Origin of the sequence: Streptomyces sp. WG5, assembly GCF_049974565.1 — a bacterium.
In the GTDB taxonomy this organism is placed as follows: domain Bacteria; phylum Actinomycetota; class Actinomycetes; order Streptomycetales; family Streptomycetaceae; genus Streptomyces.
The window spans coordinates 19,825-43,782 of sequence record NZ_JBNGGC010000037.1 but is presented as its reverse complement, the minus strand read 5'-3'; the positions used below and the strand labels follow the sequence as shown (position 1 = coordinate 43,782).

The 23,958-nt window shown below is 71.8% G+C and carries 21 protein-coding genes; 11 read left to right on the top strand and 10 right to left on the bottom strand.

Translation table 11 applies throughout. The annotated features are described in order from the left end of the window. Positions 1-64: 64 nt before the first annotated feature. From ACP4IX_RS30245 to ACP4IX_RS30225, 5 genes are all read left to right on the top strand, one after another. Positions 65-712 (top strand): hypothetical protein, encoded by a 648-nt coding sequence (locus ACP4IX_RS30245; protein ID WP_426557716.1) that lies wholly within the window; start codon positions 65-67, stop codon positions 710-712. Positions 713-735: 23 nt separating this feature from the next. Next, the gene (locus ACP4IX_RS30240; RefSeq protein WP_426524106.1) at positions 736-915 is read left to right on the top strand and encodes a hypothetical protein; all 180 of its coding nucleotides are present in this window, start codon (positions 736-738) and stop codon (positions 913-915) included. Positions 916-1,063: 148 nt separating this feature from the next. Beyond that, a complete protein-coding gene (locus ACP4IX_RS30235) occupies positions 1,064-1,474 on the top strand; it encodes a BlaI/MecI/CopY family transcriptional regulator (protein WP_426524108.1) in 411 nt (136 codons plus the stop codon). Positions 1,475-1,483: 9 nt separating this feature from the next. Further along, on the top strand, positions 1,484-1,993 hold the full coding sequence (locus ACP4IX_RS30230; protein WP_426524110.1) for an amino-acid N-acetyltransferase: 510 nt from the start codon (positions 1,484-1,486) through the stop codon (positions 1,991-1,993). 265 nt (positions 1,994-2,258) lie between these two features. Next, positions 2,259-2,594: a histone-like nucleoid-structuring protein Lsr2 gene (locus ACP4IX_RS30225; RefSeq protein ID WP_426524112.1), complete on the top strand. Its 336-nt coding sequence runs from the start codon at positions 2,259-2,261 to the stop codon at positions 2,592-2,594. A 43-nt stretch (positions 2,595-2,637) separates the two neighbouring features. Here ACP4IX_RS30225 and ACP4IX_RS30220 read toward each other — a convergent pair whose 3' ends face one another. Continuing rightward, entirely contained in the window at positions 2,638-3,315 is a 678-nt protein-coding gene (locus ACP4IX_RS30220; RefSeq protein WP_426557714.1) for an SCO3374 family protein, read from the bottom strand. Positions 3,316-3,746: 431 nt separating this feature from the next. On the opposite strand from ACP4IX_RS30220, the gene ACP4IX_RS30215 reads away from it, so the two are divergent. Then, complete coding sequence (locus ACP4IX_RS30215; protein ID WP_426557712.1) at positions 3,747-6,272, top strand: ATP-dependent Clp protease ATP-binding subunit; 2,526 nt, start codon at positions 3,747-3,749, stop codon at positions 6,270-6,272. A 68-nt stretch (positions 6,273-6,340) separates the two neighbouring features. Here the strand turns inward: ACP4IX_RS30215 and ACP4IX_RS30210 are convergent, their stop codons facing one another. Further along, the gene (locus ACP4IX_RS30210; RefSeq protein ID WP_426557711.1) at positions 6,341-9,307 is read right to left on the bottom strand and encodes an NACHT domain-containing protein; all 2,967 of its coding nucleotides are present in this window, start codon (positions 9,305-9,307) and stop codon (positions 6,341-6,343) included. A 46-nt stretch (positions 9,308-9,353) separates the two neighbouring features. Continuing rightward, entirely contained in the window at positions 9,354-9,992 is a 639-nt protein-coding gene (locus ACP4IX_RS30205) for an HAD family acid phosphatase (RefSeq protein WP_426557709.1), read from the bottom strand. An 880-nt stretch (positions 9,993-10,872) separates the two neighbouring features. On the opposite strand from ACP4IX_RS30205, the gene ACP4IX_RS30200 reads away from it, so the two are divergent. Then, a complete protein-coding gene (locus ACP4IX_RS30200) occupies positions 10,873-11,547 on the top strand; it encodes a M23 family metallopeptidase (RefSeq protein WP_426524122.1) in 675 nt (224 codons plus the stop codon). Positions 11,548-11,599: 52 nt separating this feature from the next. On the opposite strand, the gene ACP4IX_RS30195 is transcribed toward ACP4IX_RS30200, so the two are convergent. Then, the gene (locus ACP4IX_RS30195) at positions 11,600-12,187 is read right to left on the bottom strand and encodes a TetR/AcrR family transcriptional regulator (protein WP_426524124.1); all 588 of its coding nucleotides are present in this window, start codon (positions 12,185-12,187) and stop codon (positions 11,600-11,602) included. Between the two features lie 179 nt (positions 12,188-12,366). On the opposite strand from ACP4IX_RS30195, the gene ACP4IX_RS30190 reads away from it, so the two are divergent. Then, positions 12,367-13,971, top strand: a complete 1,605-nt coding sequence (locus tag ACP4IX_RS30190) for an MDR family MFS transporter (RefSeq protein ID WP_426557707.1) — start codon at positions 12,367-12,369, stop codon at positions 13,969-13,971. Between the two features lie 246 nt (positions 13,972-14,217). Here ACP4IX_RS30190 and cseC read toward each other — a convergent pair whose 3' ends face one another. The 5 genes from cseC to ACP4IX_RS30165 form a co-directional block, all read right to left on the bottom strand. Beyond that, positions 14,218-15,822: a two-component system sensor histidine kinase CseC gene (cseC, locus tag ACP4IX_RS30185; RefSeq protein WP_426557705.1), complete on the bottom strand. Its 1,605-nt coding sequence runs from the start codon at positions 15,820-15,822 to the stop codon at positions 14,218-14,220. A gap of 16 nt (positions 15,823-15,838) precedes the next feature. After that, positions 15,839-16,543 (bottom strand): two-component system response regulator CseB, encoded by a 705-nt coding sequence (cseB, locus tag ACP4IX_RS30180; RefSeq protein ID WP_426524130.1) that lies wholly within the window; start codon positions 16,541-16,543, stop codon positions 15,839-15,841. A 177-nt stretch (positions 16,544-16,720) separates the two neighbouring features. Then, the gene (locus ACP4IX_RS30175; RefSeq protein ID WP_426524132.1) at positions 16,721-17,401 is read right to left on the bottom strand and encodes a hypothetical protein; all 681 of its coding nucleotides are present in this window, start codon (positions 17,399-17,401) and stop codon (positions 16,721-16,723) included. After that, positions 17,389-17,928, bottom strand: a complete 540-nt coding sequence (locus tag ACP4IX_RS30170; RefSeq protein ID WP_426524134.1) for a SigE family RNA polymerase sigma factor — start codon at positions 17,926-17,928, stop codon at positions 17,389-17,391. Before ACP4IX_RS30170 ends, ACP4IX_RS30175 begins: the two co-directional genes overlap by 13 nt. A 419-nt stretch (positions 17,929-18,347) precedes the next feature. Then, on the bottom strand, positions 18,348-19,406 hold the full coding sequence (locus ACP4IX_RS30165) for an A/G-specific adenine glycosylase (RefSeq protein WP_426557703.1): 1,059 nt from the start codon (positions 19,404-19,406) through the stop codon (positions 18,348-18,350). A 346-nt stretch (positions 19,407-19,752) separates the two neighbouring features. Between ACP4IX_RS30165 and ACP4IX_RS30160 the strand changes: the two genes are divergently transcribed. After that, a complete protein-coding gene (locus tag ACP4IX_RS30160) occupies positions 19,753-21,312 on the top strand; it encodes a histidine kinase (protein WP_426557701.1) in 1,560 nt (519 codons plus the stop codon). Positions 21,313-21,410: 98 nt separating this feature from the next. Continuing rightward, the gene (locus ACP4IX_RS30155) at positions 21,411-22,082 is read left to right on the top strand and encodes a response regulator transcription factor (RefSeq protein WP_426557699.1); all 672 of its coding nucleotides are present in this window, start codon (positions 21,411-21,413) and stop codon (positions 22,080-22,082) included. A 6-nt stretch (positions 22,083-22,088) separates the two neighbouring features. Here ACP4IX_RS30155 and ACP4IX_RS30150 read toward each other — a convergent pair whose 3' ends face one another. After that, positions 22,089-22,742: a phosphatase PAP2 family protein gene (locus tag ACP4IX_RS30150; protein ID WP_426557697.1), complete on the bottom strand. Its 654-nt coding sequence runs from the start codon at positions 22,740-22,742 to the stop codon at positions 22,089-22,091. A gap of 175 nt (positions 22,743-22,917) precedes the next feature. On the opposite strand from ACP4IX_RS30150, the gene ACP4IX_RS30145 reads away from it, so the two are divergent. Continuing rightward, the gene (locus ACP4IX_RS30145) at positions 22,918-23,772 is read left to right on the top strand and encodes a hypothetical protein (protein ID WP_426557695.1); all 855 of its coding nucleotides are present in this window, start codon (positions 22,918-22,920) and stop codon (positions 23,770-23,772) included. Positions 23,773-23,958: the final 186 nt, after the last annotated feature.

Below are 23,958 nucleotides of genomic sequence, written 5' to 3'. Positions count from 1 at the left end.
TGGCCCCTCACGCCACACCCGCACCCTATGCCGGGTTTGTCTGATTAGCGCGTATCGTCGCCGCATGCCCACGCCCTACGGATCCCGCGGCGGTATGGCGTTCGGTGCCCAGGAGCTGCGTGTGCTCCGGCGCGCCCTCGCCCTCGCCCTGAACCCCAGCCCCGTCTCGACGGAGGAGGCCCGGGACTGCCTGCGCCTCGCGGAGTCGCTCGACGAGGCGATGCGGGAGAGCGCCCGGCTGCGCGCCTTCCTGGTGGCCGACCTCGCCCGGTACCGCGCCGCGCTCCCCGGCACCGCCACCGGCTACCTCACGCTCCTGGACGAGGCTCTGGGCGCCGGACACCGCCCGGACACGGACGATCTCGCCGCCCTGGGAGCCCTGCGCGGCAACCCTGCCGCGGCCGCCCTCCTGGCCCGCTGCGGGCCCGCATCCGCCAGGACAGCCGCAGCCGCCACAGCCACGGTCACCACGGCCGCCACGGCCGCCACGGGGGGCACCATCCCCCTCCCCGCCGCGCGCACCCGCCTCCACGCCCTTCCCGGCGGCCAGCAGCCGGACGGGAAACCCGCGCAGAAGCCCGCCCGGAAACCGGCCCCCCAGCCCACCCCCGCCACCCCCAAACGCCCCGTCCCCACCCCCGGCGAGGTCTTCCCCCGCCGCAGGCCGGCCCCGCCCGCCCCCGGCTCCCGGCACCACCTCGTCGCCGGCTGACCCGGGCTGGCTACCCTGGGCCCATGGACTACGTCTCCGCGCTCCTGCCCCCGGCCGTCATGGCCGTGTTCTTCATCGGCGTGATCAGGGTGATCGTGAAGACCCAGGGCGGCGCCAACAAGGCCAAGGAGGACGCGGCCGTCGACGCCGCCCTCGCACGGGCGGAGGGCGCCCGCCAGGTGCCCGCGCACCCCGAGGCCTGACCGGCCCGCCGCCCCGGGGCCGGCACCTCACCCGCGTACGGCTCCCCGCACCCGCCGCGAGGAGTCGTACGCCCTTTTTGCGCCTGTGTGCCCACAGGGGTGCACGTTCGGCACGCGGTGGCCGGGATCTCCCACTATCGTTCGGAGCGTGCCTCGCCCATTGGGAGAACTCGAAGACGCGGTCATGACGAGGGTGTGGAAGTGGAACCGCCCCGTGACCGTTCGAGAAGTCCTGGAAGATCTCCAACAGGAACGGTCCATCGCGTACACCACCGTGATGACCGTTCTGGACAATCTCCATCAGAAGGGCTGGGTGCGCCGCGAGGCGGAAGGCCGGGCCTATCGATATGAGGCGGTCTCCACCCGCGCCGCGTACGCCGCCGCGCTGATGAACGACGCCTGGTCCCAGAGTGACAACCCGGCCGCCGCCCTCATCGCCTTCTTCGGCATGATGAGCGAGGAACAGCGCGAGGCGCTCAGAGACGCCATCCGCATCGTGCAGGGCCCCGAAACCCCCGCACCGGGCCCCGGCTCGGCGCCGGACGCCGGCGGGCGATAGCGTCCCCACATGTCAAAAGCCATCACCGTCCGGCGGGCCCGCACCAGCGATGTCCCCGACGTGCGCCGGCTCCTCGACGCGTACGTCCGTGACCGCATCCTGCTCGACAAAGCGATGGTGACGCTTTACGAGAGCATCCAGGAGTTCTGGATCGCGGAACGGGACGACAACGCCGAGGTGGTCGGGTGCGGTGCCCTGCACGTGATGTGGGAAGACCTCGCGGAAGTGCGCACTCTCGCGGTGAAGCCCGGCCTGAAGGGCGCCGGCGTCGGCCATCAGTTGCTGGAGAAGTTGCTGGACACCGCGCGCCGGCTCGGTGTTCGCCGCGTTTTCTGCCTGACCTTCGAAGTGGACTTCTTCGTCAAGCACGGCTTCGTGGAGATCGGTGAGACGCCCGTCGACGCGGATGTCTACGCGGAGCTGCTGCGTTCCTATGACGAGGGCGTAGCGGAGTTCCTGGGTCTCGAACGAGTGAAACCGAACACCTTGGGCAACAGCCGGATGCTTCTGCATCTGTGATCGCCGGGCATCGTCCGGCATCCGCACTCCTGCTCGGCCCTTCGCCGCAGTTATTCCGCCGACGGACCGTTCGCGGGTTCCCTATGTCCGAAACGCGTATCTTTTCGGCCCGGGGCAGGCTACCGGTCTCCGCCGGGGGTTTGTGTTTTTCCGGCAAAAGCGGTTTGCTTTCCGGCGTAGTGCAGTACTGCATATAACAAGGGGCGGCGATACGGCGGACGCCGGCGGACCTCCGGCCCTCAAGTTATCGATGAAAGGAAATCCGGTGGCACAGAAGGTTCAGGTCCTTCTTGTCGATGACCTCGACGGTGGCGAGGCAGACGAGACCGTGACGTTCGCGCTGGACGGCAAGACCTACGAGATCGATCTCACCACCGCCAATGCGGACAAGCTCCGCAGTCTTCTCGACCCTTATCTGAAGGGCGGCCGCCGTACCGGGGGCCGTGCTTCGGGCGGCCGAGGCAAGGCGCGCGCCTCTTCCGGCGGCACCCAGGACACCGCGGCGATCCGCGCCTGGGCGAAGGAGAACGGCTGGGACGTCAACGACCGCGGCCGTGTTCCCGCGAAGGTTCGCGAGGCGTACGAGCAGGCCAACGGCTGACCGCCGCACCCGGCCCGCGCCGCGGGATCCGTCCCGGACGGCCTCAGCGCGTCGGCCGGCAGGTCCGGGAAGGCGGGGAGAGCCGGACCCGGTGGCACTGAGTCGCCAGCGTGTGGACGAGCCGTGCGAGATCGGGGGCCGGTCCAGTGCCCCCCCTGGCCGACAGCGTCGGCAGCGAGGCCTCGACCCCGCACCCCGGTTCCGGGGGGCGCAGCCAGACGGCGGCCCCCTGCGGGCCGTCGCGGCCCGGGGGGCGCGGCGGCAGCCCGGACGACCCGGGTCCGGGTGTCATGGGCGCCTCCACGGAGCCGCCCGCACCGACCGCCGTCAGGTCGAGCGGCAGCGCGCCCCACTCCAGCCACTCCAGCAGCCCGGGCAGTTCCTCCGCGCTTCCCGCCGCCACGAGCAGCGACATCCGCCCGCCCCGCACGGCCACCGGAAAGCCGGGGCGCCGCAGGGCCGGACCGGGGCGCCCGAGCCGTTCCAGCGCCGCGTGGCCGGCCTCGGCGGGGACGTCCAGGACGTCGAAGCGGACACCCGTGCGGAGCCGTACCGGCACCCCGGGCACCGTCGGCCAGCCGAGCACGTTCTCGTACCACCACCGCCCCCGCTCCCAGGGGGACGGGGCCGAGCCCGGGCCGCCCGCGTCGAGCGGTCGGCGAGGGAACGGAAGCGTGGGGGCCGCGGGGTGCGCGGGAACCGAGGGCGGGGCGCCGGCCATGCCAAGTGCAACAGCCGGAAGGGCGCTCGGGTTACGCTGAGTACCGGGACGAATGCGCAGGGTGCAGGAAGTGGGGGGCGTGCGGGGGTGCGGGACGGCGCAAGGTTGTTCGCCCGTAGCGGAGGGAATCGATGCGCGCGGCATGGAGTGTCAGTCCGTGCGGGTAAGACATCCCTAGTGGGAGGGGGCGACACGCAGATTGGGCCGTCTCACGTTCGCCATCGGCGTACTGGCGAGTGGGGTAAGTGCTTGGCCTGCGGGAACATCGTCTCGCACCATCGGGTTGTGGCAGATGTCGGCGTCAGGGGTCAGGAGGCCATCGACGGTGTCGGCAGTTGGAATGAGCGGTCCCCGCTTGCGGGACTAAGCTGCGGAAGGACAGGGAGGGGAAGTTCCCCTTACTGCCTGACCGCTCTGAGGAGCGATTAACGATGTTCGAGAGGTTCACCGACCGCGCGCGGCGGGTTGTCGTCCTGGCTCAGGAAGAAGCCCGGATGCTCAACCACAACTACATCGGCACCGAGCACATCCTCCTGGGCCTGATCCACGAGGGTGAGGGTGTCGCCGCCAAGGCCCTTGAGAGCCTCGGGATTTCGCTCGAGGCGGTCCGCCAGCAGGTGGAGGAGATCATCGGGCAGGGCCAGCAGGCCCCGTCGGGTCACATCCCCTTCACCCCCCGTGCCAAGAAGGTCCTGGAGCTGTCGCTCCGCGAGGCCCTCCAGCTGGGTCACAACTACATCGGCACGGAGCACATCCTGCTCGGCCTGATCCGTGAGGGCGAGGGCGTCGCCGCCCAGGTCCTGGTCAAGCTGGGTGCCGACCTCAACCGGGTGCGGCAGCAGGTCATCCAGCTGCTCTCCGGCTACCAGGGCAAGGAGACCGCCACCGCCGGCGGTCCTGCCGAGGGCACGCCCTCCACGTCCCTGGTCCTCGACCAGTTCGGCCGGAACCTCACCCAGGCCGCTCGTGAGTCCAAGCTCGACCCGGTCATCGGGCGCGAGAAGGAGATCGAGCGGGTCATGCAGGTGCTGTCCCGCCGTACCAAGAACAACCCGGTCCTCATCGGTGAGCCCGGCGTCGGCAAGACCGCCGTCGTCGAGGGCCTCGCGCAGGCCATCGTCAAGGGCGAGGTGCCCGAGACCCTCAAGGACAAGCACCTCTACACCCTGGACCTCGGCGCGCTGGTCGCCGGCTCCCGCTACCGCGGTGACTTCGAGGAGCGCCTGAAGAAGGTGCTCAAGGAGATCCGCACCCGCGGTGACATCATCCTGTTCATCGACGAGCTGCACACGCTGGTCGGTGCGGGTGCCGCCGAGGGCGCCATCGACGCCGCTTCGATCCTGAAGCCGATGCTGGCCCGCGGTGAGCTGCAGACCATCGGTGCGACCACGCTGGACGAGTACCGCAAGCACCTGGAGAAGGACGCGGCCCTCGAGCGCCGCTTCCAGCCGATCCAGGTCGCGGAGCCGTCGCTGCCGCACACGATCGAGATCCTCAAGGGCCTCCGCGACCGCTACGAGGCCCACCACCGCGTCTCCATCACGGACGAGGCCCTGGTCCAGGCGGCGACGCTCGCCGACCGTTACATCTCGGACCGCTTCCTGCCGGACAAGGCGATCGACCTGATCGACGAGGCCGGCTCCCGGATGCGCATCCGCCGGATGACCGCGCCGCCGGACCTGCGCGAGTTCGACGAGAAGATCGCCGGCGTCCGCCGCGACAAGGAGTCCGCGATCGACTCGCAGGACTTCGAGAAGGCCGCCTCCCTCCGCGACAAGGAGAAGCAGCTCCTGGCCGCCAAGGCCAAGCGGGAGAAGGAGTGGAAGGCCGGCGACATGGACGTCGTCGCCGAGGTCGACGGCGAGCTGATCGCCGAGGTCCTCGCCACGGCGACCGGCATCCCGGTCTTCAAGCTGACCGAGGAGGAGTCGTCCCGCCTGCTGCGCATGGAGGACGAGCTCCACAAGCGGGTCATCGGCCAGGTCGACGCCGTCAAGGCGCTGTCCAAGGCGATCCGCCGTACCCGGGCCGGCCTGAAGGACCCGAAGCGTCCCGGTGGCTCGTTCATCTTCGCCGGCCCGTCCGGTGTCGGTAAGACCGAGCTGTCCAAGGCGCTCGCCGAGTTCCTCTTCGGTGACGAGGACGCGCTGATCTCCCTCGACATGTCGGAGTTCAGCGAGAAGCACACGGTGTCGCGTCTCTTCGGTTCGCCCCCCGGCTACGTGGGCTACGAAGAGGGCGGCCAGCTGACGGAGAAGGTCCGCCGCAAGCCGTTCTCGGTCGTCCTCTTCGACGAGGTCGAGAAGGCCCACCCGGACATCTTCAACTCGCTGCTGCAGATCCTGGAGGACGGTCGCCTGACCGACTCCCAGGGCCGGGTCGTGGACTTCAAGAACACGGTCATCATCATGACGACCAACCTCGGCACCCGGGACATCTCCAAGGGCTTCAACCTCGGCTTCGCCGCAGCGGGCGACACGAAGACCAACTACGAGCGCATGAAGAACAAGGTCCAGGACGAGCTCAAGCAGCACTTCCGGCCCGAGTTCCTCAACCGCGTCGACGACGTGGTCGTCTTCCCGCAGCTCAGCCAGGACGACATCCTGCGGATCGTCGACCTGATGATCGACAAGGTCGACGAGCGCCTCAAGGACCGGGACATGGGCATCGAGCTCTCCCAGTCCGCCAAGGAGCTGCTGTCCAAGAAGGGCTACGACCCGGTGCTGGGCGCGCGTCCGCTGCGCCGCACGATCCAGCGCGAGGTCGAGGACACGCTGTCGGAGAAGATCCTCTTCGGCGAGCTGCGCCCCGGCCACATCGTGGTCGTGGACACCGAGGGCGAGGGCGACGCCAAGACCTTCACCTTCCGGGGTGAGGAGAAGTCGGCGCTCCCCGACGTCCCGCCGATCGAGCAGGCGGCCGGCGGCGCCGGGCCGAACCTGAGCAAGGAGGCGTAGCCCTCCGAGGGTGCGTCGAGCAAGGGGCTGCCCCGGGACTCCGGTCCCGGGGCAGCCCCTTTGCCGTGTCAGCGTTCGTCCTGGACCAGCTCCGCGTCGGGGAAGAAGGCGGCGATCCGGGCGGTGTCGACGCGGGTGCCGCGGGGGGTGTGGAGGACGACTGAGCGCACGCCGGGGACCGGGGTCATCGGCCCGAGGCCGTCCTGGAAGAGCGAAGCGCTCAGGTACAGAGTGGTGAGCAGCGGAAGCCGGGAGACCTCGGCCCAGTCGTCCGCCGTGAGTGGATCGGTGAAGAGGAGGGCGAGCCACTCCAGACCGGCCCAGTGGGACAGGCCTCGAAGACCGGCGTCCGCGGTGGTGCCCTGGCCGAGGAAGAGCTGCCGCAACGGCGCGTCGACGGGGAGGGAGTCGGTCAGGCTGGTCCCCGGAAGCCGTTGCACCACGGACAGCTGGTCGAGCGAGTCGAGTTCCTGGAGACCGGTGAGATCGGCGAGCTTGATGATCATGAGCTCCTTGAGTCGCAGAGCCGAGAGCTGCCCGATACCCCGGGCCGACCGGCAGCCGAACACGGACAGGTGGCGCAGGGAGTCGAAAGCCAGCAGGTCACCCAGGTCGGTCACTTCCGGGTTGTCCTTGAGGCGAAGCTTCTCGACGGCACCCGGTTCCGCCACGCACCCGAGGATGTCGGTCATACCGTGCGTCCCGCGAAACTCGAGACGGCTCCACGGCCGCATGTCCCGGAGGGCGGCACGCTGTGCCCGGTTCGCACAGGTCAGGTACAGGTCCGCGCGGTCCAGGTGGTCCAGGACCTCCGTCGCGTAGCCCCGCGCATCGAACCGCTCCCACGTCCCCACCAGCTGCCGCCGGACCTCGAGATCCGGATGCTCTCTGAACCGGCGCAGCACGGCGAGCGCCCCGCCCGGTTCGCGTTCGGCCAGGAGCGAGGCCGTCACCGCGACGCCGTGCGCCTCCGTATCCGTCAGCCCCTCCGGTCCCGGCAACAGCTCCAGCACCAGCGGGCCCGCCTCCGCCAGTGCCTTTGCGTCCTCCTTCGACCGGGGCGGAATCAGCTCCCCGGCCCGCGCCTCCACGTCCGCCCGCACCACCGGATCCAGCGCGGTGGCGTGCTCCAGGCACGCCAGGGCCAACAGCGTCAGACGCGGGACGTCCTGGGCCAGCAGCCGGCGCAGCAGGTGCGCCCGTTCCCCGGGGCGGGCGTGGGCCACCGCCATGCGGATCACGTCCTCCCACTGCGTGTCGCCCGCGTGGCCCGCGATGACGTCGAGGTGGCCCTCCTCGACCGCGTACCGCGCGCCCAGGTAGTCCTGGAAGGTGCGGTGGACGATGTCGAGGGATCCCTCGCCGGGGCGCCGGAGCAGCCCGCTGCGCAGGACCAGCGCCCGCAGGACCGTCGCCGCGTCCCCCTGCCCCGCCGCCGAGGCGACCGACGGCAGGGCACGCTCCACGATGCCCTCGGCGGTCTCCACGTCCATCTCCGTGCGTCCGCTCAGCACCAGCGCGTACGCCAGCCGCTGGAGCAGTTCCAGCTGCGCCTCCTCGCTCAGCTCAACCGCCTCCATGCCCCGCTCCCGGTCCCGGCGGGCCAGCAGCATCGTCAGGGCGGCGTCGTACAGCTCCTTGCGGCCCGTGGGGAGGTAGCCGCGCCGCTCCCGGTGCAGGGCGCAGATCAGGCCGCACATCAGCGGGTTGGTGGCGAGCCGGGCGAGGTCCCGCTTGGTGCGCAGGGCGTCCAGCAGCTTCGCCTCGTACTCGGGGGCGTCGGCCGCCGCGTGCCAGCGCCGTACGAAGGTGGTGACGTCGTCCTGGCGCATCGGGGTGAGGGTCAGTTCCCGGAAGCCCTCCGCGGCCAGCCAGTCGGGGCGTACGGCGGTGGGGCGGGAGGTGAGCAGCCAGCGGTTGCCGGGGAAGGCACGGATGAGGGCGAGGAGCCAGTCGCGGGTGCGGTTCCGGTCGGCGGCGGGGATCTCGTCCAGGCCGTCGACGAGGAGCAGGCCCCGGCCGGCGCTCAGCACACGCTCCGCCCAGCCGTCCGGCGGGGTGAGCGGGCAGCCCACGGTGGTGAGGAAGGCAGCCGGAGCAGGGAGCGCGCCCGCGCGGATCAGGGTGCGCAGCGGCAGGACGTAGGGGACCCGGGAGGTCTCCCGCGCGGCGGTCACCGCCAGCCACTGCACCAGGGTCGTCTTGCCGGAGCCCGCGTCGCCGCGCAGCAGCACGCGATCGTCGTTGTGCAGAGCCTCCTCGGCGGAGAGGAGGACGGTGCGTTCCGGCTCGGGGGGCTCCCCGGGGAGGGTGGCCCGCTCCTCGATGCCGGTCGCCTCCAGGTTCAGATAGGCGACTTCGAGGGGCCAGCGGTCGGGGGAGTCGCGCAGGTCGATGCCGTAGATCGTGAGGTGGTTGTGGCGCTCGGCGACGTAGGGCAGGTACCGGCGCTCGAAGGCGGTGTCGCGGGCGTCGGGGCGCGGGGTGCGGGCGATCAGTTCGTCGACCTTCGCGATCAGCTCGGCCTGGCCGCGGGTCTGGGCCACCAGGGTCCGTGCGACGAAGGTGGAGCGCCGGGTGAAGAACTCCAGGATGTGCAGGCAGGCCCACTCCGTCACCGAGTCGAGGAAGTAGCAGGCGTCGGCGGACAGGCCCCCGGTGGTCGAGGGCGTCCGGCGCCGCAGTTGCTCGGCGAGTTCCCGGTGGCCCAGCCGCACCGCTTGGACGTCGTCCATGTCCAGCTCGCCGAGGGCGAGCAGACGGGTCGTCAGCGCGTGGTTGACGGCCTCCGTCTCGTCCGGCGGGAAGGGCGGCTCGCCGGGGGAGTCCAGGGACGCCCCGACGAGCCGCCCGGCGAGCCTGCGCACCTCCGCCTCACCGAGGTGGCGCTGTTCGCCCCGGAAGGAGACCAGGCGGGTCAGCCGGACCGGCCGGTCGACCAGTCCGGCGCCGGGCCCGTCCGTGACGAAGAGCTTCTTCACCAGCGGGGCGACCAGGCTGGACGCCAACTTCCCGCCGAGTACCGCCGGTTCCATGTGCCACCCCCGTGGTCGATCGACCAGGGGAGCTTATCGGTCGGCGTCAGGACAACTGGCCGTCGTAGTCCGGGAGCTTGAAGGTCTTCTCGGCGTGGCCGCCCGACAGGTCGGTGGCGCTGTTGCCGATGTTCGCGATGATCGTGTAGCCCTTCGACTCGATCTCGGCGCGCTGTTCGGTCTTGTACTCGGCGACGTCCCGGAACAGGTCGAGGAAGCCGCGGACGTGGACGCCGGAGGACTCGTAGCCGGCGTGGGCGAGGTTCCACTCGGTGGGCGCCTCGATGATGCCCGGGCGGGCGGTCACGAAGAACAGGGCGACGCCGCGTTCCTGGGCGTACTGGGCGGCCTCCAGGACCGGCCGGTTGGCGGGCTGCGGGTAGCTGAAGCCGAAGTCGGTCTCCAGGGAGGTGTTGTCGATGTCGAGGACGATCGCCTGCTTCTCGCCGGGGGCGGCGTCGGCGATGCGCTCCTTCAGGTACGGCAGCGCCTGGTCCATCACGGCCCGGCAGTCCTTCTGCCAGGTGTCGTAGTCGACGTCGGCCGCGGCGGAGGCTGCCGCGGCGGTGGTGAGCGCGGGTGCGTCGGTGCCGGTCGCGGCCTCCGCGGGGTGGGCGAGGGCGACAAGGGCGGCGGCGGAGACGGCGGCCGTCGACACGCGGCGCAGCCGAAGCTGTCTGTTCATGGGGGGTCCTCTCACGTCCGTACGCGCAGCTGTTCGTCGTGTGCATGCTCGGTTGCGAGGATGGCGTGAGAGGAACCGTAGGGTTACCGAACGGTAAGTGGCTAGAGCTGTGCAGGGGTTCGGTGGATGCTGACCGGGGACGGGCGGGCGGGCGGCCGGCGTCGGGCCGGGTGAGGGTGCGCCGGAGGAGGGTGAAGGGCAGGGCGCGTGGGCCGACAGGCGGGCGGGCCGTCCGGTGGAGCGCACCGGTCGCGGCGTCCAGCCGGGTCTCGCCGCGGACGCGTCGTGCGCACCCCGCTCCACCGGCTCGCGGACCGGCCGGCGCGGCTCCCGCTCGCCGGGGTCCGCTCCGCGCCCGGAAGGGCACCGGCGCGGACAGCCGTACGGGCCCGTCGGCCGGCCCGGTGCCCGGGCCCCCCGCACGAACAGCTTCTTCACCGGCGGGCCGGCCGGGCCCGTCGCGATCCTGGTCCGAACGCTGCCGGATCCGCGTCCCCCACCCCGCTCACGAACCGCAAAGGAAAGGCCGCTTCGGCGTAGCCCCCGTCACATTCACCAGCCCTTCGATCATGGCCGCCGGTGATGTGCCGCACAGGCCGTTCGCCCTGTACTACGGGGAATAGTGGAAGCCGCAAGAACTACGAAAACGGGCATATCGGAGCGCTCGGGTGCGCGATATGCAGGCGTCTGAGCTGGTTCTGTCCGTTATGAGGGCTCTGTCGAGAGTTGAGAAGTATCGTGCTGAAGTACTACATAGCGTCGTAGGTCACACCTTTGTGCGGTTCGGGCCCCTCGGGTTACCAATGTGGAGCCCGCCCGGTGAGCGCCTTCGCGTCACGCCGGAGGGGCATCCCTCTGATCCCGTCCCCATGAGGTTCGAATGTTCCCGCGTGTCACGTCCCGTTCTTCCCGTACGACCATCCGCACCCGCGCCGCGGTGATGGCCGCCGGCCTCGGAGCCTCGGTCGCACTGGGAGCCGGGGTCGCGGCCGCCACCGGCACCACGGCGGCCAGCACCTCCACCGCCGCGAGCGCCGTCGAGGCCCAGGCCGCGGCGCAGGCCAAGGCGGCGAAGGCCGAGAAGGCCGGCGCGAGCACCGTCAACGCCAAGAAGACGGCCACCAAGAAGAAGGCCGCCTCCTGGGTGGACCCGGTGAAGAACTACAAGCTCACCGCGAGCTTCGCCCAGAACGGCGGCATGTGGGCGAGCAAGCACAGCGGCCAGGACTTCGCCGTGCCGATCGGCACCAACGTCGTCGCCGCGCACGGCGGCACCGTCGTCAAGGCCGGCGGCAACGGCGCCGGTGACGGCCCCGCCTACGGCAACGCGATCGTGATCAAGCACGGCAACGGCACGTACTCGCAGTACGCGCACCTGTCCAAGATCAACGTGAGCGCCGGCCAGGTCGTGAAGACCGGCCAGTCCATCGCCAAGTCCGGCAACACCGGCAACTCCAGCGGCCCGCACCTGCACTTCGAGATCCGTACGACCCCGAACTACGGCTCGGCCGTCGACCCGGTCGCCTTCCTGCGCGCCAAGGGCGTGACCGTCTGAGGAAGCAGTGCCAGGAGCCGGGGCCGGGAGCCCAGGCCAGGGGCGCGGGGGGCTACGCGCCCCCCGCGCCCCGGTGCGCCTGGGCCACCAGGTCGGTGGCGACCTCGAGAACGGCCGCGCGCCTCTTCTCGGGGTCGTCCTCCAGGTCCTGGAGGACGAACATCCCGGCGTGCAGGGTGAACAGCGCACTGACGCAGCGGACCTGGTCGACCAGGTCCGCTTCCGGGTCGATGAGGATGTCGCGCAGGCCGAGCATGCGGGTCTTGAACATCTCGCCGATGCGCAGGTCCCGCACCGTCGCCTGGTTCTCCTGCATGAAGCGGAACAGCGGCGCCGCGCCCGCCAGCACCTCGCCGTAGCGGCGGACGATCTCCTGCTTCGTCTCCAGGGTGTGCGGCTGCTCCCGCCCCCACGCGATCAGGTCCCCGATCGGCCGCGTCAGGTCCTCGAAGATGCCGACGAGGATCTCTTCCTTGGTCTTGAAGTGGTAGTACAGCGCCGCCTTGGTGACCTCGAGGCGCTCGGCGATCTCGCGCAGTGAGGTCTTCTCGTACCCCTGCTCGGCGAAGAGCTCGAGTGCCACGTCCTGGATGCGCTGGCGGGTGTCCCCGCGGCGTCGCTGCTGCCTGGTGCTGTCCATCGTGCCGCCCATCCTCCTACGCACCTCCTGTTCCGCGCACTTCCCGGACCGCACCGCGCACTTTCCGAAAAACTTACTTGACGCCCGGCTAGTTACGCGTCTACCTTCCCGAGTGTAGTCAACTTGCCGGTCGGCAAGTAAGTAAGCGGTGCACAGCGGTAGCTGGGGGAGTGGGAGCGATGGCGGACGCAGCGGAGGCAGGGGCCGGCGTCACCGGCGGTGGCAAGCAGCCGAGAAGCGTGCGGGTGGTCCTGCTCGCGCTCATGATCGCGATGATGCTCGCGATGCTCGACAACATGATCATCGGCACGGCGATGCCGACGATCGTGGGCGAGCTGGGCGGTCTGGAACACCTCTCCTGGGTGGTCACCGCCTACACCCTCGCGACCGCGGCCTCCACCCCGCTGTGGGGCAAGCTCGGCGACATGTACGGGCGCAAGGGCGCCTTCATGACGTCGATCGTGATCTTTCTGATCGGCTCCGCGCTCAGCGGCATGGCCCAGGACATGGGCCAGCTCATCGGATTCCGCGCCGTCCAGGGTCTCGGCGCCGGCGGTCTGATGGTCGGCGTCATGGCCATCATCGGCGACCTCATACCGCCCCGGGAACGCGGCAAGTACCAGGGCATGATGGCCGGTGTCATGGCGCTGGCGATGATCGGCGGACCGCTGGTCGGCGGCACCATCACCGACCACTGGGGCTGGCGCTGGTCCTTCTACATCAACCTGCCGCTCGGCGCGGTCGCGCTGGTCGCCGTCAGCGCCGTACTGCACCTGCCGAAGAAGCGCAGCCAGGCGCGGATCGACTACCTGGGCGCCGCGCTCCTGACCATCGGCATCACCGCCATCGTGCTCGTCACCACCTGGGGCGGCACCGAGTACGCCTGGACCTCCGCGCGGATCATGGAGCTGATCGGCATCGGCGTCGCCGCGCTGGTCGGTTTCGCGTTCTGGCAGACCCGGGCCGCCGAGCCGATCATGCCGCTGCACATCTTCCGCAGCCGCAACTTCACGCTGATGTCCGTCATCGGCTTCATCGTCGGCTTCGTGATGTTCGGCGCCACCCTCTTCCTCCCGCTGTACCAGCAGGCGGTGCAGGGCGCGTCCGCGACCAACTCCGGGCTGCTGCTCCTGCCCATGCTGGGCGCGATGCTGGTCACGTCGATGGTCGCGGGCCGGGTCACCACCAACACCGGCCGCTACAAGATCTTCCCGGTGGCCGGCGGCGCGCTGATGACGGTGGGGCTGTACCTGCTCTCCCTGATGGACACCGACACCAGCCGCTTCACCTCCGGGGTGTACATGGCCGTCGTCGGTCTCGGCATGGGCTGCCTGATGCAGATCACCATGCTGGTGGCGCAGAACAGCGTGGAGATGAAGGACATGGGCGTCGCGTCGTCCTCCACCACGCTCTTCCGCACCCTCGGCTCCTCCTTCGGCGTCGCGATCATGGGTGCCCTGTTCAACCACCGCGTCCAGGACGTCATGGCCGAGAAGGCGGGCGCGCTGGGCTCCAAGGTGACGGAGCAGTCGGCGCAGCTGGACGCGGCGAGCCTGGCCGAGCTGCCGGAGGCGGCGCGCGTGGCGTACCAGGACGCGGTGTCCTCCGGCACGCACGGTGCGTTCCTGCTCGGCGCCGCGGTGGCGGTGGTCGCCCTGGTCGCCGCGGTCTTCGTGAAGGAGGTGCCGCTGAAGGGGGCGGGGCCGAAGGCGGCGGAAGGGCCGGCCGACGGGGACGGCGGCGCCGGGACCACGGCGAAGGCGTCGGTGGCCGAATCCGTCTGACGGCGAGGCGCCGGCCGCTTGCCGGAGGTCTCCGGTGGTCTCGGTGGTTTCGGTCGTCTCCGGTGGTCTCCGGTGGTCTCCGGTGGGTCTCCGGGTGGTCGCGCCTTGCGTCCGCCCGGAGACCGTCGTCGTACTGCCGGACGGGTGAGACGGGCTGGACGGGCGGGACGGGTGGGACAGGCGATCGGTTCTCTTCACCCGGCCGCACGAGGGGGCGGGTGACGGCACGGGCCGGGACCCCGCCTGCTAGGACGAGCCCCGGGACGAGGCGTTCCGGGACGACCGGCCCGGTACACCCTGCGACGACCGGTCCGGCAGCATCGGGTAGCTCCCGGTGTTCGTCGGCGCGTGCTCCGGCAGCCACAGCACGGCGACCGCACCCTCGGCCGGTACGTGTTCCGGAGCCCCCGCCGGCCGCACGTTGCGGAAGGTGAGCCGGGCGCCCAGCACCCGGGCCTGGCCGGCCGCGATGGTCAGGCCGAGCCCGTGTCCGCGGCCCGCCCGGTCCGTACTGCCGGTGCGGAAGCGGCTCGGGCCCTCGGCGAGGAGGTCCTCGGGGAAGCCCGGTCCGTGGTCGCGGACCCGGATCACCCGGCCCTCGACGCTGACCTCGACGGGGGGCCGGCCGTGCCGGGCGGCGTTGGCGAGCAGGTTGAACAGCACGCGCTCCAGGCGGCGCGGGTCGGTGGTGACCTCCGACTCGTGCACCACGTGGACGGTGACGTCCGGGTCCTTGGCCGCCACCCGCCGGGTCACGAAGTCGCCCAGCATGATGTCCTGCAGTTCGGCCCGCTCCGACGCGCCGTCGAGCCGGGCCACCTCCAGGACGTCCTCGACGAGCGTGCGCATCGCCTTCGCCCGGTCCAGCACCAGCTCGGTCGGCCGGCCCGGCGGCAGCAGCTCGGCGGCCGTCAGCAGCCCGGTGACCGGGGTGCGCAGTTCGTGCGCGATGTCCGCGGTGACCCGGCGCTCGGCCTCCAGCCGCTGCTGCAACGCGTCCGCCATCGCGTCCACGGCACTGGCGAGGTCGTCGGTCTCGTCCCGGACGACACCGCCGATGGCGTCCCGCACGCGGACGTCCGGCTCGCCGTTGGCGACCTGGTTCGCGGCGGTGGCGGCCTTGCGCAGCCGGCGCGACAGCTGACCGCCGATGAGCACGCCGAGCGCGCTGCCGCCGAGGACGACGGCGATGGAGCCGATGACCAGGGCCTGGTCGAGGTCCTGGAGGATGTCGGCGCTGCGGTCGGTGAACCCGGTGTGCAGGGACATCACGTGCCCGTCCTTGAGCGGTACGGCCGCCCAGATGTCCGTGAGGCCGCTCGGCCGGTCGGAGACGTACGTCGCCCGCCGCCCGCTCTCGACCTTGCGGCGCAGTTCCGCCGGCAGCGCCGGGTCGTCGATCTGGGCGTTGGGGAAGTTCAGCCGACCGGACAGCTCGTAGTTGCGCTGGGCGATCAGGACGCGTTCGTCCGCGAGGTCGCGGGCGTTGTCCAGCATCGACACCCGGGCCGCGTTGTGCACGACCAGACTCAGCGCGACCGCCACCAGCGCGCCGACCAGCGCGATGGCCGCGCTGAGCTTCCAGCGCAGCCCGCTGCGGATACTGAGCCCGTTGCGCATCCCCAGCCCCGTGCGGATGCCACGAGTCCTCAGCCCCGTCCGGATGCGCAGCCTCGCCGGCCTGCTCAGCCTCGCGGTCCTGCGCGGCGCCGTGCGGCTGCTCGGCCCCGCGGGCGTGTCCGGCCCCGCAAGCGTGTTCGCCCCCGCGGGCGTGCTCGCCCCCGGGGCGCCCCTGTGGATGCCCGGGCGCCCCGGCGGCGAGGCGGTCCGGCGTCGGAAGAACCCCCGCATATCCCTGTGTCCCCGCTCAGGCCTTCAACTTGTAGCCGAAGCCACGGACCGTCTCGATACGGTCCTGGCCGATCTTGGTGCGCAGCCGCTGCACGTGGACGTCGACGACGCGGGTGTCACCGCCCCAGCCGTAGTCCCACACGCGCTCCAGGAGCTTGTCGCGCGAGAGCACCGTGCCCGGAGCGGAGGAGAACTCCAGCAGCAGCCGCATCTCGGTCGGGGTCAGCGCCACCGGCCGCCCGGCCCGGCGTACCTCCATGCCGTCCGTGTCGACCTCCAGCTCGCCGAAGGTGAGCACGCCCCCGGTGTCCGCGGTGTTTCCCGCCTCCGCCCGGTCGCCCCCGCCGGCGTGGCCGAAGCGGCGCAGCACCGCGCGGATCCGGGCGACCAGCACGGCTCCGTCGAACGGCTTGGTGACGTAGTCGTCGGCGCCCGCCTCCAGGCCCAGTACGACGTCGATGGAGTCCGCCCGCGCCGACAGCATGATCACCGGCACGGTGGACTCGTCCCGGATCCGGCGGCACAGGCTGACCCCGTCGAGGCCGGGGACCATGACGTCGAGGAGTGCGATGTCGGGGCGGTCGGCCCGGAACGCCTCCAGGCCGGACAGCCCGTCGGGCATCGCGGTGACCGCGAAGCCGTCCCGCTCCAGGGCGAGCTGGGTGGCCTCGCGGATGACGTCGTCGTCCTCGACGAACAGGACGTGGGTCTGGTCTGCCATCCCGGTGCTCTCAGTCCTCGTTGTGTGATGGTCGGGCCGGCCCCGCCGGATGCGGTCGCCGGAAGCGTGTGCGGGCACGTGCGGCACGTGAGGTCACTCGGGCAGACGCCGGGATCGCGCACCGCGTTCACTTGGCCATCGGTTCGAGCGGCCCGATCGGTTCACGCGCCGTGTGCGTCAGCTGTCCGGCTCCGGCTCCGGAACCTCGGTCGGGGCGGTCCCCACGGCGTTGCTGTAGTCGTTGTGCGTGCGGTACTCCTCGGTGAACCGGCCCGCCGCCCAGCGGTACGTGATCACGTTCTCGCTGGACGGACCGGACACCGGGTCGTCCTTCCCGTACACCTGCTTGGTCACCACCAGGTCGCCGCGGTCGATCTCCGCGTAGACCGGAGGCTCCTCGGCCTTGAACACATTCTGGTACGCGTCGCCCTCCTCGCGGTACACGTACGTGCCCACCCCCACCGCGTCACCGCACGTCAGCACGTTGACCAGGACGTCCTCCGCCGAGCCTCCGGTCAGCTGCCCGTACGACACGTCGACGGGGTACTGGTCGCCGACGCACGGCTTCAGCTCGCGCTTGACCTCCGCGGAGACCTCGGGGTCGTCCTTGACGAGCCGCACCGCGTCCACTCGGCCGGGGACCCTGGAAGGGGAGGCCGTGGGCGAGGAGGACGAGACGGCGGCGGCCCCGCCCACCGCGTCCGCGTGGGCCGGGCCCTCGTCGCGGGCGCCGGTGCCGCCGGCCCCGCAGCCGGAGAGGGAAACGCCGAGGGCGACGAACACGGCCACCGCCGTACTCGCCGCCTGTACGTTCCTGCGGGCCTCCCCGGGGGACCGGCCGATGGTCAGGCCGCGCAACGCTCCCGCTCCTCACGCTCCAGCGCCCGTGCGTCCAGATCGCGGGCGACCAGCTCCTCGCGGAGCCGGGCGAGCGCCCGGTGCAGCGTGCTCTTGACGGTCCCGGCCGACATACCGAGCGCGGCGGCCGTCTCCTCCGTTGACATCTGCTCCCAGTGTCGCAGCACCACGACGCTGCGCTGCTTCGGGGCGAGCACCTTCATGACGTCCATCAGCAGGGCGCGGTCCGCGTGCTGCTCGGTGGAGTCGTCCACGCAGGCCTCCGGGAGCTGCTCGGTCGGCACCTCCTCCAGCTTCCGCGCCCGCCACCACTCGGTCCGCGTGTTGATCATCACCCGGCGCAGGTAGGCGTCCGCCAGCCGCTTGTCCTCGATGGTCTCCCAGCGGCGGTACGTCCGCGCCAGCGCGGTCTGCAGCAGGTCCTGGGCGTCGACGGGGTCCGGGACCAGACGACGGGCGCTGCGCAGCAGCGCGTCCTGCCGGGTGCGGACGTACTCCTCGAACCCGAGTACCTTGCCCTGCGCCATGGTCAACCGCCTTCCGATCCCCGTCTTCCGGCGGTCTGGTCACCCGCCGGCCCACTGCCTGTGGTCCGTAGTCGTTCCTGTGCCCGGGGGCACAGGAACGAAGGTAGGGAAGCGTTGTCACGGCGCTGTGCGAAGCAGCCTGCGGCAAACCCTCGGCTGTCCGTCGGTTGTGTAACGGAAACCGGGCCGGGGTGGAGCAGTGGGCTGCTTGATGGCGGTAGGGGGTGATTCGCCCCGCGGCGCCGCCGTCACAGAAGGCGCCGCGGCATGGCTCCACCACTGTGCCGCGGCTGTACGTCACCTCTGCGCGACGGCCGACACCACTCTGCGGCCGACGCCACTCTGCGGCCGACGCCACTCTGCGGCCGTACGCCACTCTGTGGCCCTGTGGCCCTGCGGCCCCGTGCCGCGGCTGTGCGTCAGCTCAGCGGCAGCCGGTACATCCCGTCCGCCAGTGGCTCCACCAGTCCGTCGGCGACCAGGCCGTCCAGGGCGCGGGCGCGCTGGACCGGTTCGTGCCACACCTGGTCGAGGGCCGCCTGCCGCACCGGCCCGTGGGCCTCCCGCAGCACCGCGAGCAGTCGGCCGCGCACCTGCCGGTCGGTACCCGCGTACGTCTGGCCGCGCCGCGGCGGCCCGTCGTGCGCGGGTTTGCCGGCCAGCCGCCAGGCGCACCGGTCCGCGATCGGGCAGCGGTGACACGCCTCGTTCTTCGCCGTGCAGACGAGTGCGCCCAGCTCCATGGAGGCGGCCGCCCAGCGGGCGGCGCGCGCCTCGTCGTCCGGCAGCAGCGCACGCGCCAGTTTCCGCTCGGCGGCGGTGGTGGCGTTCGGCGGGTACTGGGCACCGGTGACCGCCCGGGCGAACACCCGGCGGACGTTGGTGTCCAGTACAGCGTGCCGCTGGCCGTAGGCGAAGGAGGCGACCGCGGCGGCCGTGTACTCGCCGATGCCGGGCAGCGCCAGCAGCTGGGCGTGGTCCGCCGGTACGTCGCCGCCGTGCCGTTCCGTTATGGCCGCGGCGGCGCCGTGCAGGCGCAGGGCGCGGCGCGGGTAGCCGAGCCGGCCCCAGGCGCGGACGGCCTCGCCGGGCGCTTCCGCGGCGAGGTCGGCGGGGCGCGGCCAGCGGGCCAGCCACTGTTCGTAGACGGGCAGGACGCGGCTCACCGGCGTCTGCTGGAGCATGAACTCACTGACCATCACACCCCACGCGCCGGCCTCGGGGCGCCGCCACGGCAGATCGCGGGCGTGCTCGTCGAACCAGTCGATGACGGGGGTGTGCAGCAGCACACCGGACACGGCCCGCTCGCCACCCGTGGCGGACACCTGGACACGGGCACCGGTACCGGCACGGACACCGGTCGCGGAGGCGGCGGCGGGGGCCGGGGCAGGGGCAGGGGCAGGGGTGACGGCGGCCGGGGCCGGGGTCGCGGCGGGGTCGGAGGGGCCGTTGTTCGAGGGCTTCGTGGGCGCAGTCATGACCCTCCGATCCTGCCACGGGAGGACCACCGCACGGGCGCACCGCCACCCGGTGGCGGCCATGACACCTGACGATCGGCAGGGGCGCCGCCCCGTCCGCCGCTTGTAGCGTCGACCCATGGAAGGTATCCGTCCGGCCGACGACGCCGGGATCGGTGCTGTCGGACCTGGCGGCGGCACGGGTCCCGGTGGAGCCAAAGCCTCCGGTGGAGCTGAGGCGTCCGGTGCCGCCAAGGCGTCCGGTGGAGCTGAGGCGTCTGAAGGCGGCACGGGTCCTGGCCGCGCCCCCGCCCGACTCGCCCTCCCCACCCGACTCGCCCCCCTCGGCAGAGGTGCTCTCCTCTGGGTGGCCCTCGCGCTCCCCGCCGTCACCGCGGACCGGCTCGGGATGAACGAGCCGCGTCCCCTCTGGCAGCAGCTGGCCGGCCTGGGCGTGCTCGCCGTGGCCGCCGCCCTCTCCCGGCGGCGGCCGCTCGTCGCGTTCGTGTGGACGGCGGGCCTCGGCCTGTCCGCCGCCCCTGCTCTGTTCAGCGTCTCCTACGGCCCCGCCCTCGGCGTCTTCGCCCTGCTGCTCGGCCTGCGCGCGGAGCGGGCGCGCCCGGCGGTGGCCGGCTTCGTAGGTGCCGGCGTCGTCGGTACGGTACGGATCGCGCTGGTCGGAGTCGATCCGGCACCCGAGTGGCTGGTACTGACGGGCACCCTGCTCTTCGGCTGCGTCTTCCCCTGGCTCGGCGGACGCTACTGGCGGCAGAGCCGGGCGCTCGCCGAGGCCGGCTGGCTCAGGGCGGCCCGGCTGGAGGACGAGCAGCGGCACGCCGAGGAACGGGCGAGGCTGCGTGAACGGGCCCGGATCGCCCAGGACATGCACGACTCCCTCGGGCACGAGCTGAGCCTGCTCGCCCTGCGCGCCGCGGCCCTCCAGGTCGCCCCCGGACTCGCCGCCGACCACCGTGCCGCGGCGGCGGACCTGCGCGCCGCCGCCGCCGACGCCACCGACCACCTGCACCGCATCATCGGCGTACTCCGCGACGTGTCCGTCAACGACGAGCCCGCCCCGCTGTCCCCGGCGGGCGAGAGCGTCGAGGAACTCGTCGCCCGGGCCGCCGAGTCGGGGCTCCCCGTCCGCTGGGCACCGCGGGACACCGCCGGCCCGGCCCTCGAGCCCGGCGGCATCGTCGAACGCCTGCTGCACCGGGTGGTGCGCGAGGCGCTGACCAACGCGGCCCGGCACGCGCCCGGCGCTCCCGTCGTCGTGGCGGTCACCGGGCATGCCCGCGGTACGACCGTCACCGTCACCAACGGACGGGCCGCCGAACCCGGCCCCCCTTCGTCGGGCGGCTCGGGCCTGCTGGGACTGCGCGCCGCCGTCGCCTCGGTCGGCGGCGACTTCCGGGCCGGCCCGCACGGAGCGGGGTTCCGCGTCCGCGCGTACCTCCCCGCGCAGCAGGCCCCCGCTCCCGCCCCCACCGCCCGGTCCGTGCCCTCGGCGCCCTTCGCCCACGCCCGCCGCCGCGTCGCCCTGGGCCTGGGCGCCGCCGCCGGTGCGGGCATCCTGCTGGTCGGCGCGGCCTTCGGCTGGTACGCGTACACCGAGACGCACTCGGTACTCAGCCCCGCCGCCTACGCGGAGCTGCGCCCGGGCACGTCGTACGACGAGGTCGCCCCCTTCCTGCCGGACCGTGCGGTTCACGATCCTCCCGTCGACCGCGCCCCCGCACCTCCGGACGACACCGAGTGCCGCTATTACCGGTCGAGTGGTGAACTCCTCGTCTCCGTCGACCACTTCCGCCTCTGCTTCGACGACGAGGGAGGTCTGGTCGCCAAGGACGTCGTTCCCCGCGTGGGCCTGTCCGGCGAGGGCCGCGGACAACACGGCCGGCAAGAGCAGCAGAGGCAGCACGAGTAGCGGAAGAACCAGAAGAACCAGAAGAACCGACAGCAGCAGAAGAACCGACAGCAGCAGAAGCAGCAGAAGTAACGGAAGCAACAGGAGGAGTCCGTACGGTGATCCGGGTACTGCTGGCCGACGACGAGGCGATGGTGCGGGCCGGGGTGCGCGCCATCCTGGCGAGCGGTGGCGAGAGCGAGGTCGTCGCCGAGGCGGGCGACGGCCGCGCGGCGGTCGAACTGGCCCTCGCCCACCGCCCCGACGTCGCCCTGCTGGACATCCGCATGCCCCGCCTGGACGGGCTCGCCGCCGCGCGGGAGATCGTACGGACCGTCCCCGGCACGGCCGTCGCCATGCTGACCACCTTTTCCGAACAGTCCTACGTGGCCCGCGCACTGGCCGGCGGCGCCACCGGATTCCTGCTCAAGTCCGGGGACCCCTACGAACTGATGGCGGGCGTACGGGCCGTGGCCGAGGGTGCCGCCTTCCTGTCCCCGAAGGTCGCCCGGTACGTCATCGAAGACCTCGGCCGGGGCGGTGGCGGCGGCCGGCTCGCCCGCGAGGAGCACGCACGCGCGCGTGCGGCGCGGCTCAGTCCCCGCGAACGCGAGGTCCTCGGCCTCGTCGGCGCCGGTCTGTCCAACCCGGAGATCGCCGCACGGCTGCACCTCGTCGAGGGCACGGTGAAGGCGTACGTGAGCGCGGTCCTGGAACGGCTGGAGGTACGCAACCGGGTGCAGGCGGCGATCGTTGCGTACGAGGCGGGACTGGTCGAGACGGACGCCTGAGGCGTTTCAGCGGCGCCGGTGCGAGGTGGCGGCGTACGCGGCGGCGGAGGGGACGGCCGGCCCCGGACCGGTCAGCCACCGCACCGCCGGCGCCGACGACGCACGCATCGCCTCGGCCAGCCGCGTCACCGGACGTGTACCGAGGCGTACGGCCGTGGCGGCGACGACGGCACCGAGCAGCAGTCCGGCGGCGACGTCGTGTGGGTAGTGGACGCCGACGAAGACCCGGGAGAAGGCCATCAGCAGGGCGAGCGGCGCCGTCAGCCAGACGACCGCCCGCCGGATCATGGCCAGGGCGACGGCGGAACCCCCCGCTATCGTCGCGTGGTTGCTCGGAAAGGACCAGTCGCCGGTCGGCGGGCACTCCGCCAGGGACGGCACCGCCGCGGCGACCGCCCGGCACGGACGCTCTTGAGTGAAGCCGGACTTGAGCAGCTCACTGCACACATACGCCACAGCCGTGGCCACGGGTGCAAGGACCGCGATCGCGAACGCGTGGGGAGTGCCGCGACGCGACCGCCACCAGGCGATGACGAACAGCGCGCCGAACAACAGGATTCCTCCCTCCGTCCACACCTCCGCCGTGTGCTGGACCCACGTTGGGGTGTCCTGGGCGAAGCCGGTGATGTCGCGGTAGAGCTCGTCGTCCTTGAAGGTCATGCTCACGGACAGTAAGGGGAGGCGTAGTTCCGTCACACCCTGCGATCGGCAGGTGTGGAACCTGTCGATCGGCAGGGGGTCCGAGGCGGTCTCCGGAATGATGATCCGTAAAAGTTGCCGGTCTGAACGGCGGGTGGGACAAGGGAACGCGCCGATCTCTCGTACAGTTTGCGCCGTGGGATCTCTGCGCAATCCGGTCGGTCCGCTTCCCTCCACCATCTACTGGCGACGGAGGGCCGTACTGCTGTCTGTGTTCGCCCTGTTGGCACTGTTGATCACGTGGGTCGTGGTCGCCGGCGGCGGAGGCGGCGGCAAGGACCGAGAGGACAGCGCCAACGGCAAGAACCCGGCACCTTCGATCACTCCCGGGCCCTCGGGTTCCGGGCCGGCGATCAGTCAGGCGCCGGGCGGCCGCGACGAGTCGGAGAACGGGGACTCCAGCGGGTCGGGCGCGGGGTCCGGGAACGGCGACGGTTCCGGTTCTGGATCCGGTTCCGGTTCCGGTGGCAGTGAGTCCGGCGGTGGCGCAGGGTCCGACGGGTCGGGCAGTGCCGGCGGCGGCGGTTCCGGGGACGGTACGGCGACCGGCGTCGGCGCGGGTGACGTCCTGCCGGGTGGGTCGGGCTTGCCCAACTGCACCTCGGCAGCGGTCAAGTTGAGCCTGCGCAGCGTCCGCAACACCTACGCCCCCGGCCAGACGCCCACCTTCGAACTGACGGCACGGAACACCTCCGGCAGCGACTGCAAGGTCGATCTCGGCCCGAAGCACGCGGTGTTGACGATCACGCCGGCCAGCGGCGACGACGCCTACTGGTCCTCCGACGACTGCGTCAAGGGCACGGGCAGCCTGCAGTACCGGGTGGCCGCCGGCAGCGGAATCACCTACACCGCGAAGTGGGACCGCAAGCCGAGCGCCCCCGAGTGCGCGACGCCTCCGGCGGGCTCGGCCAAGGCGGGGACCTACCTGGTGGAGGCCCAGGCGGCCGGGTTCGAGAAGGTGCGGACGTCGTTCGTGCTGAAGAACGACTGACGAACGACTGACGGCAGCCCGACGTCGGCGCGGCTCCGGCCACGCCGACGCCCAGACGTACGGCCCACACGTACCGTCCAGGCACACGGCTGAGACGTACCGTCCAGGCACACGGCTGAGACGTACCGCCCGGACACACCGCTCAGGCCTGCGGCCCGGACACACCGCTCAGGGGTGCCGTCCAGG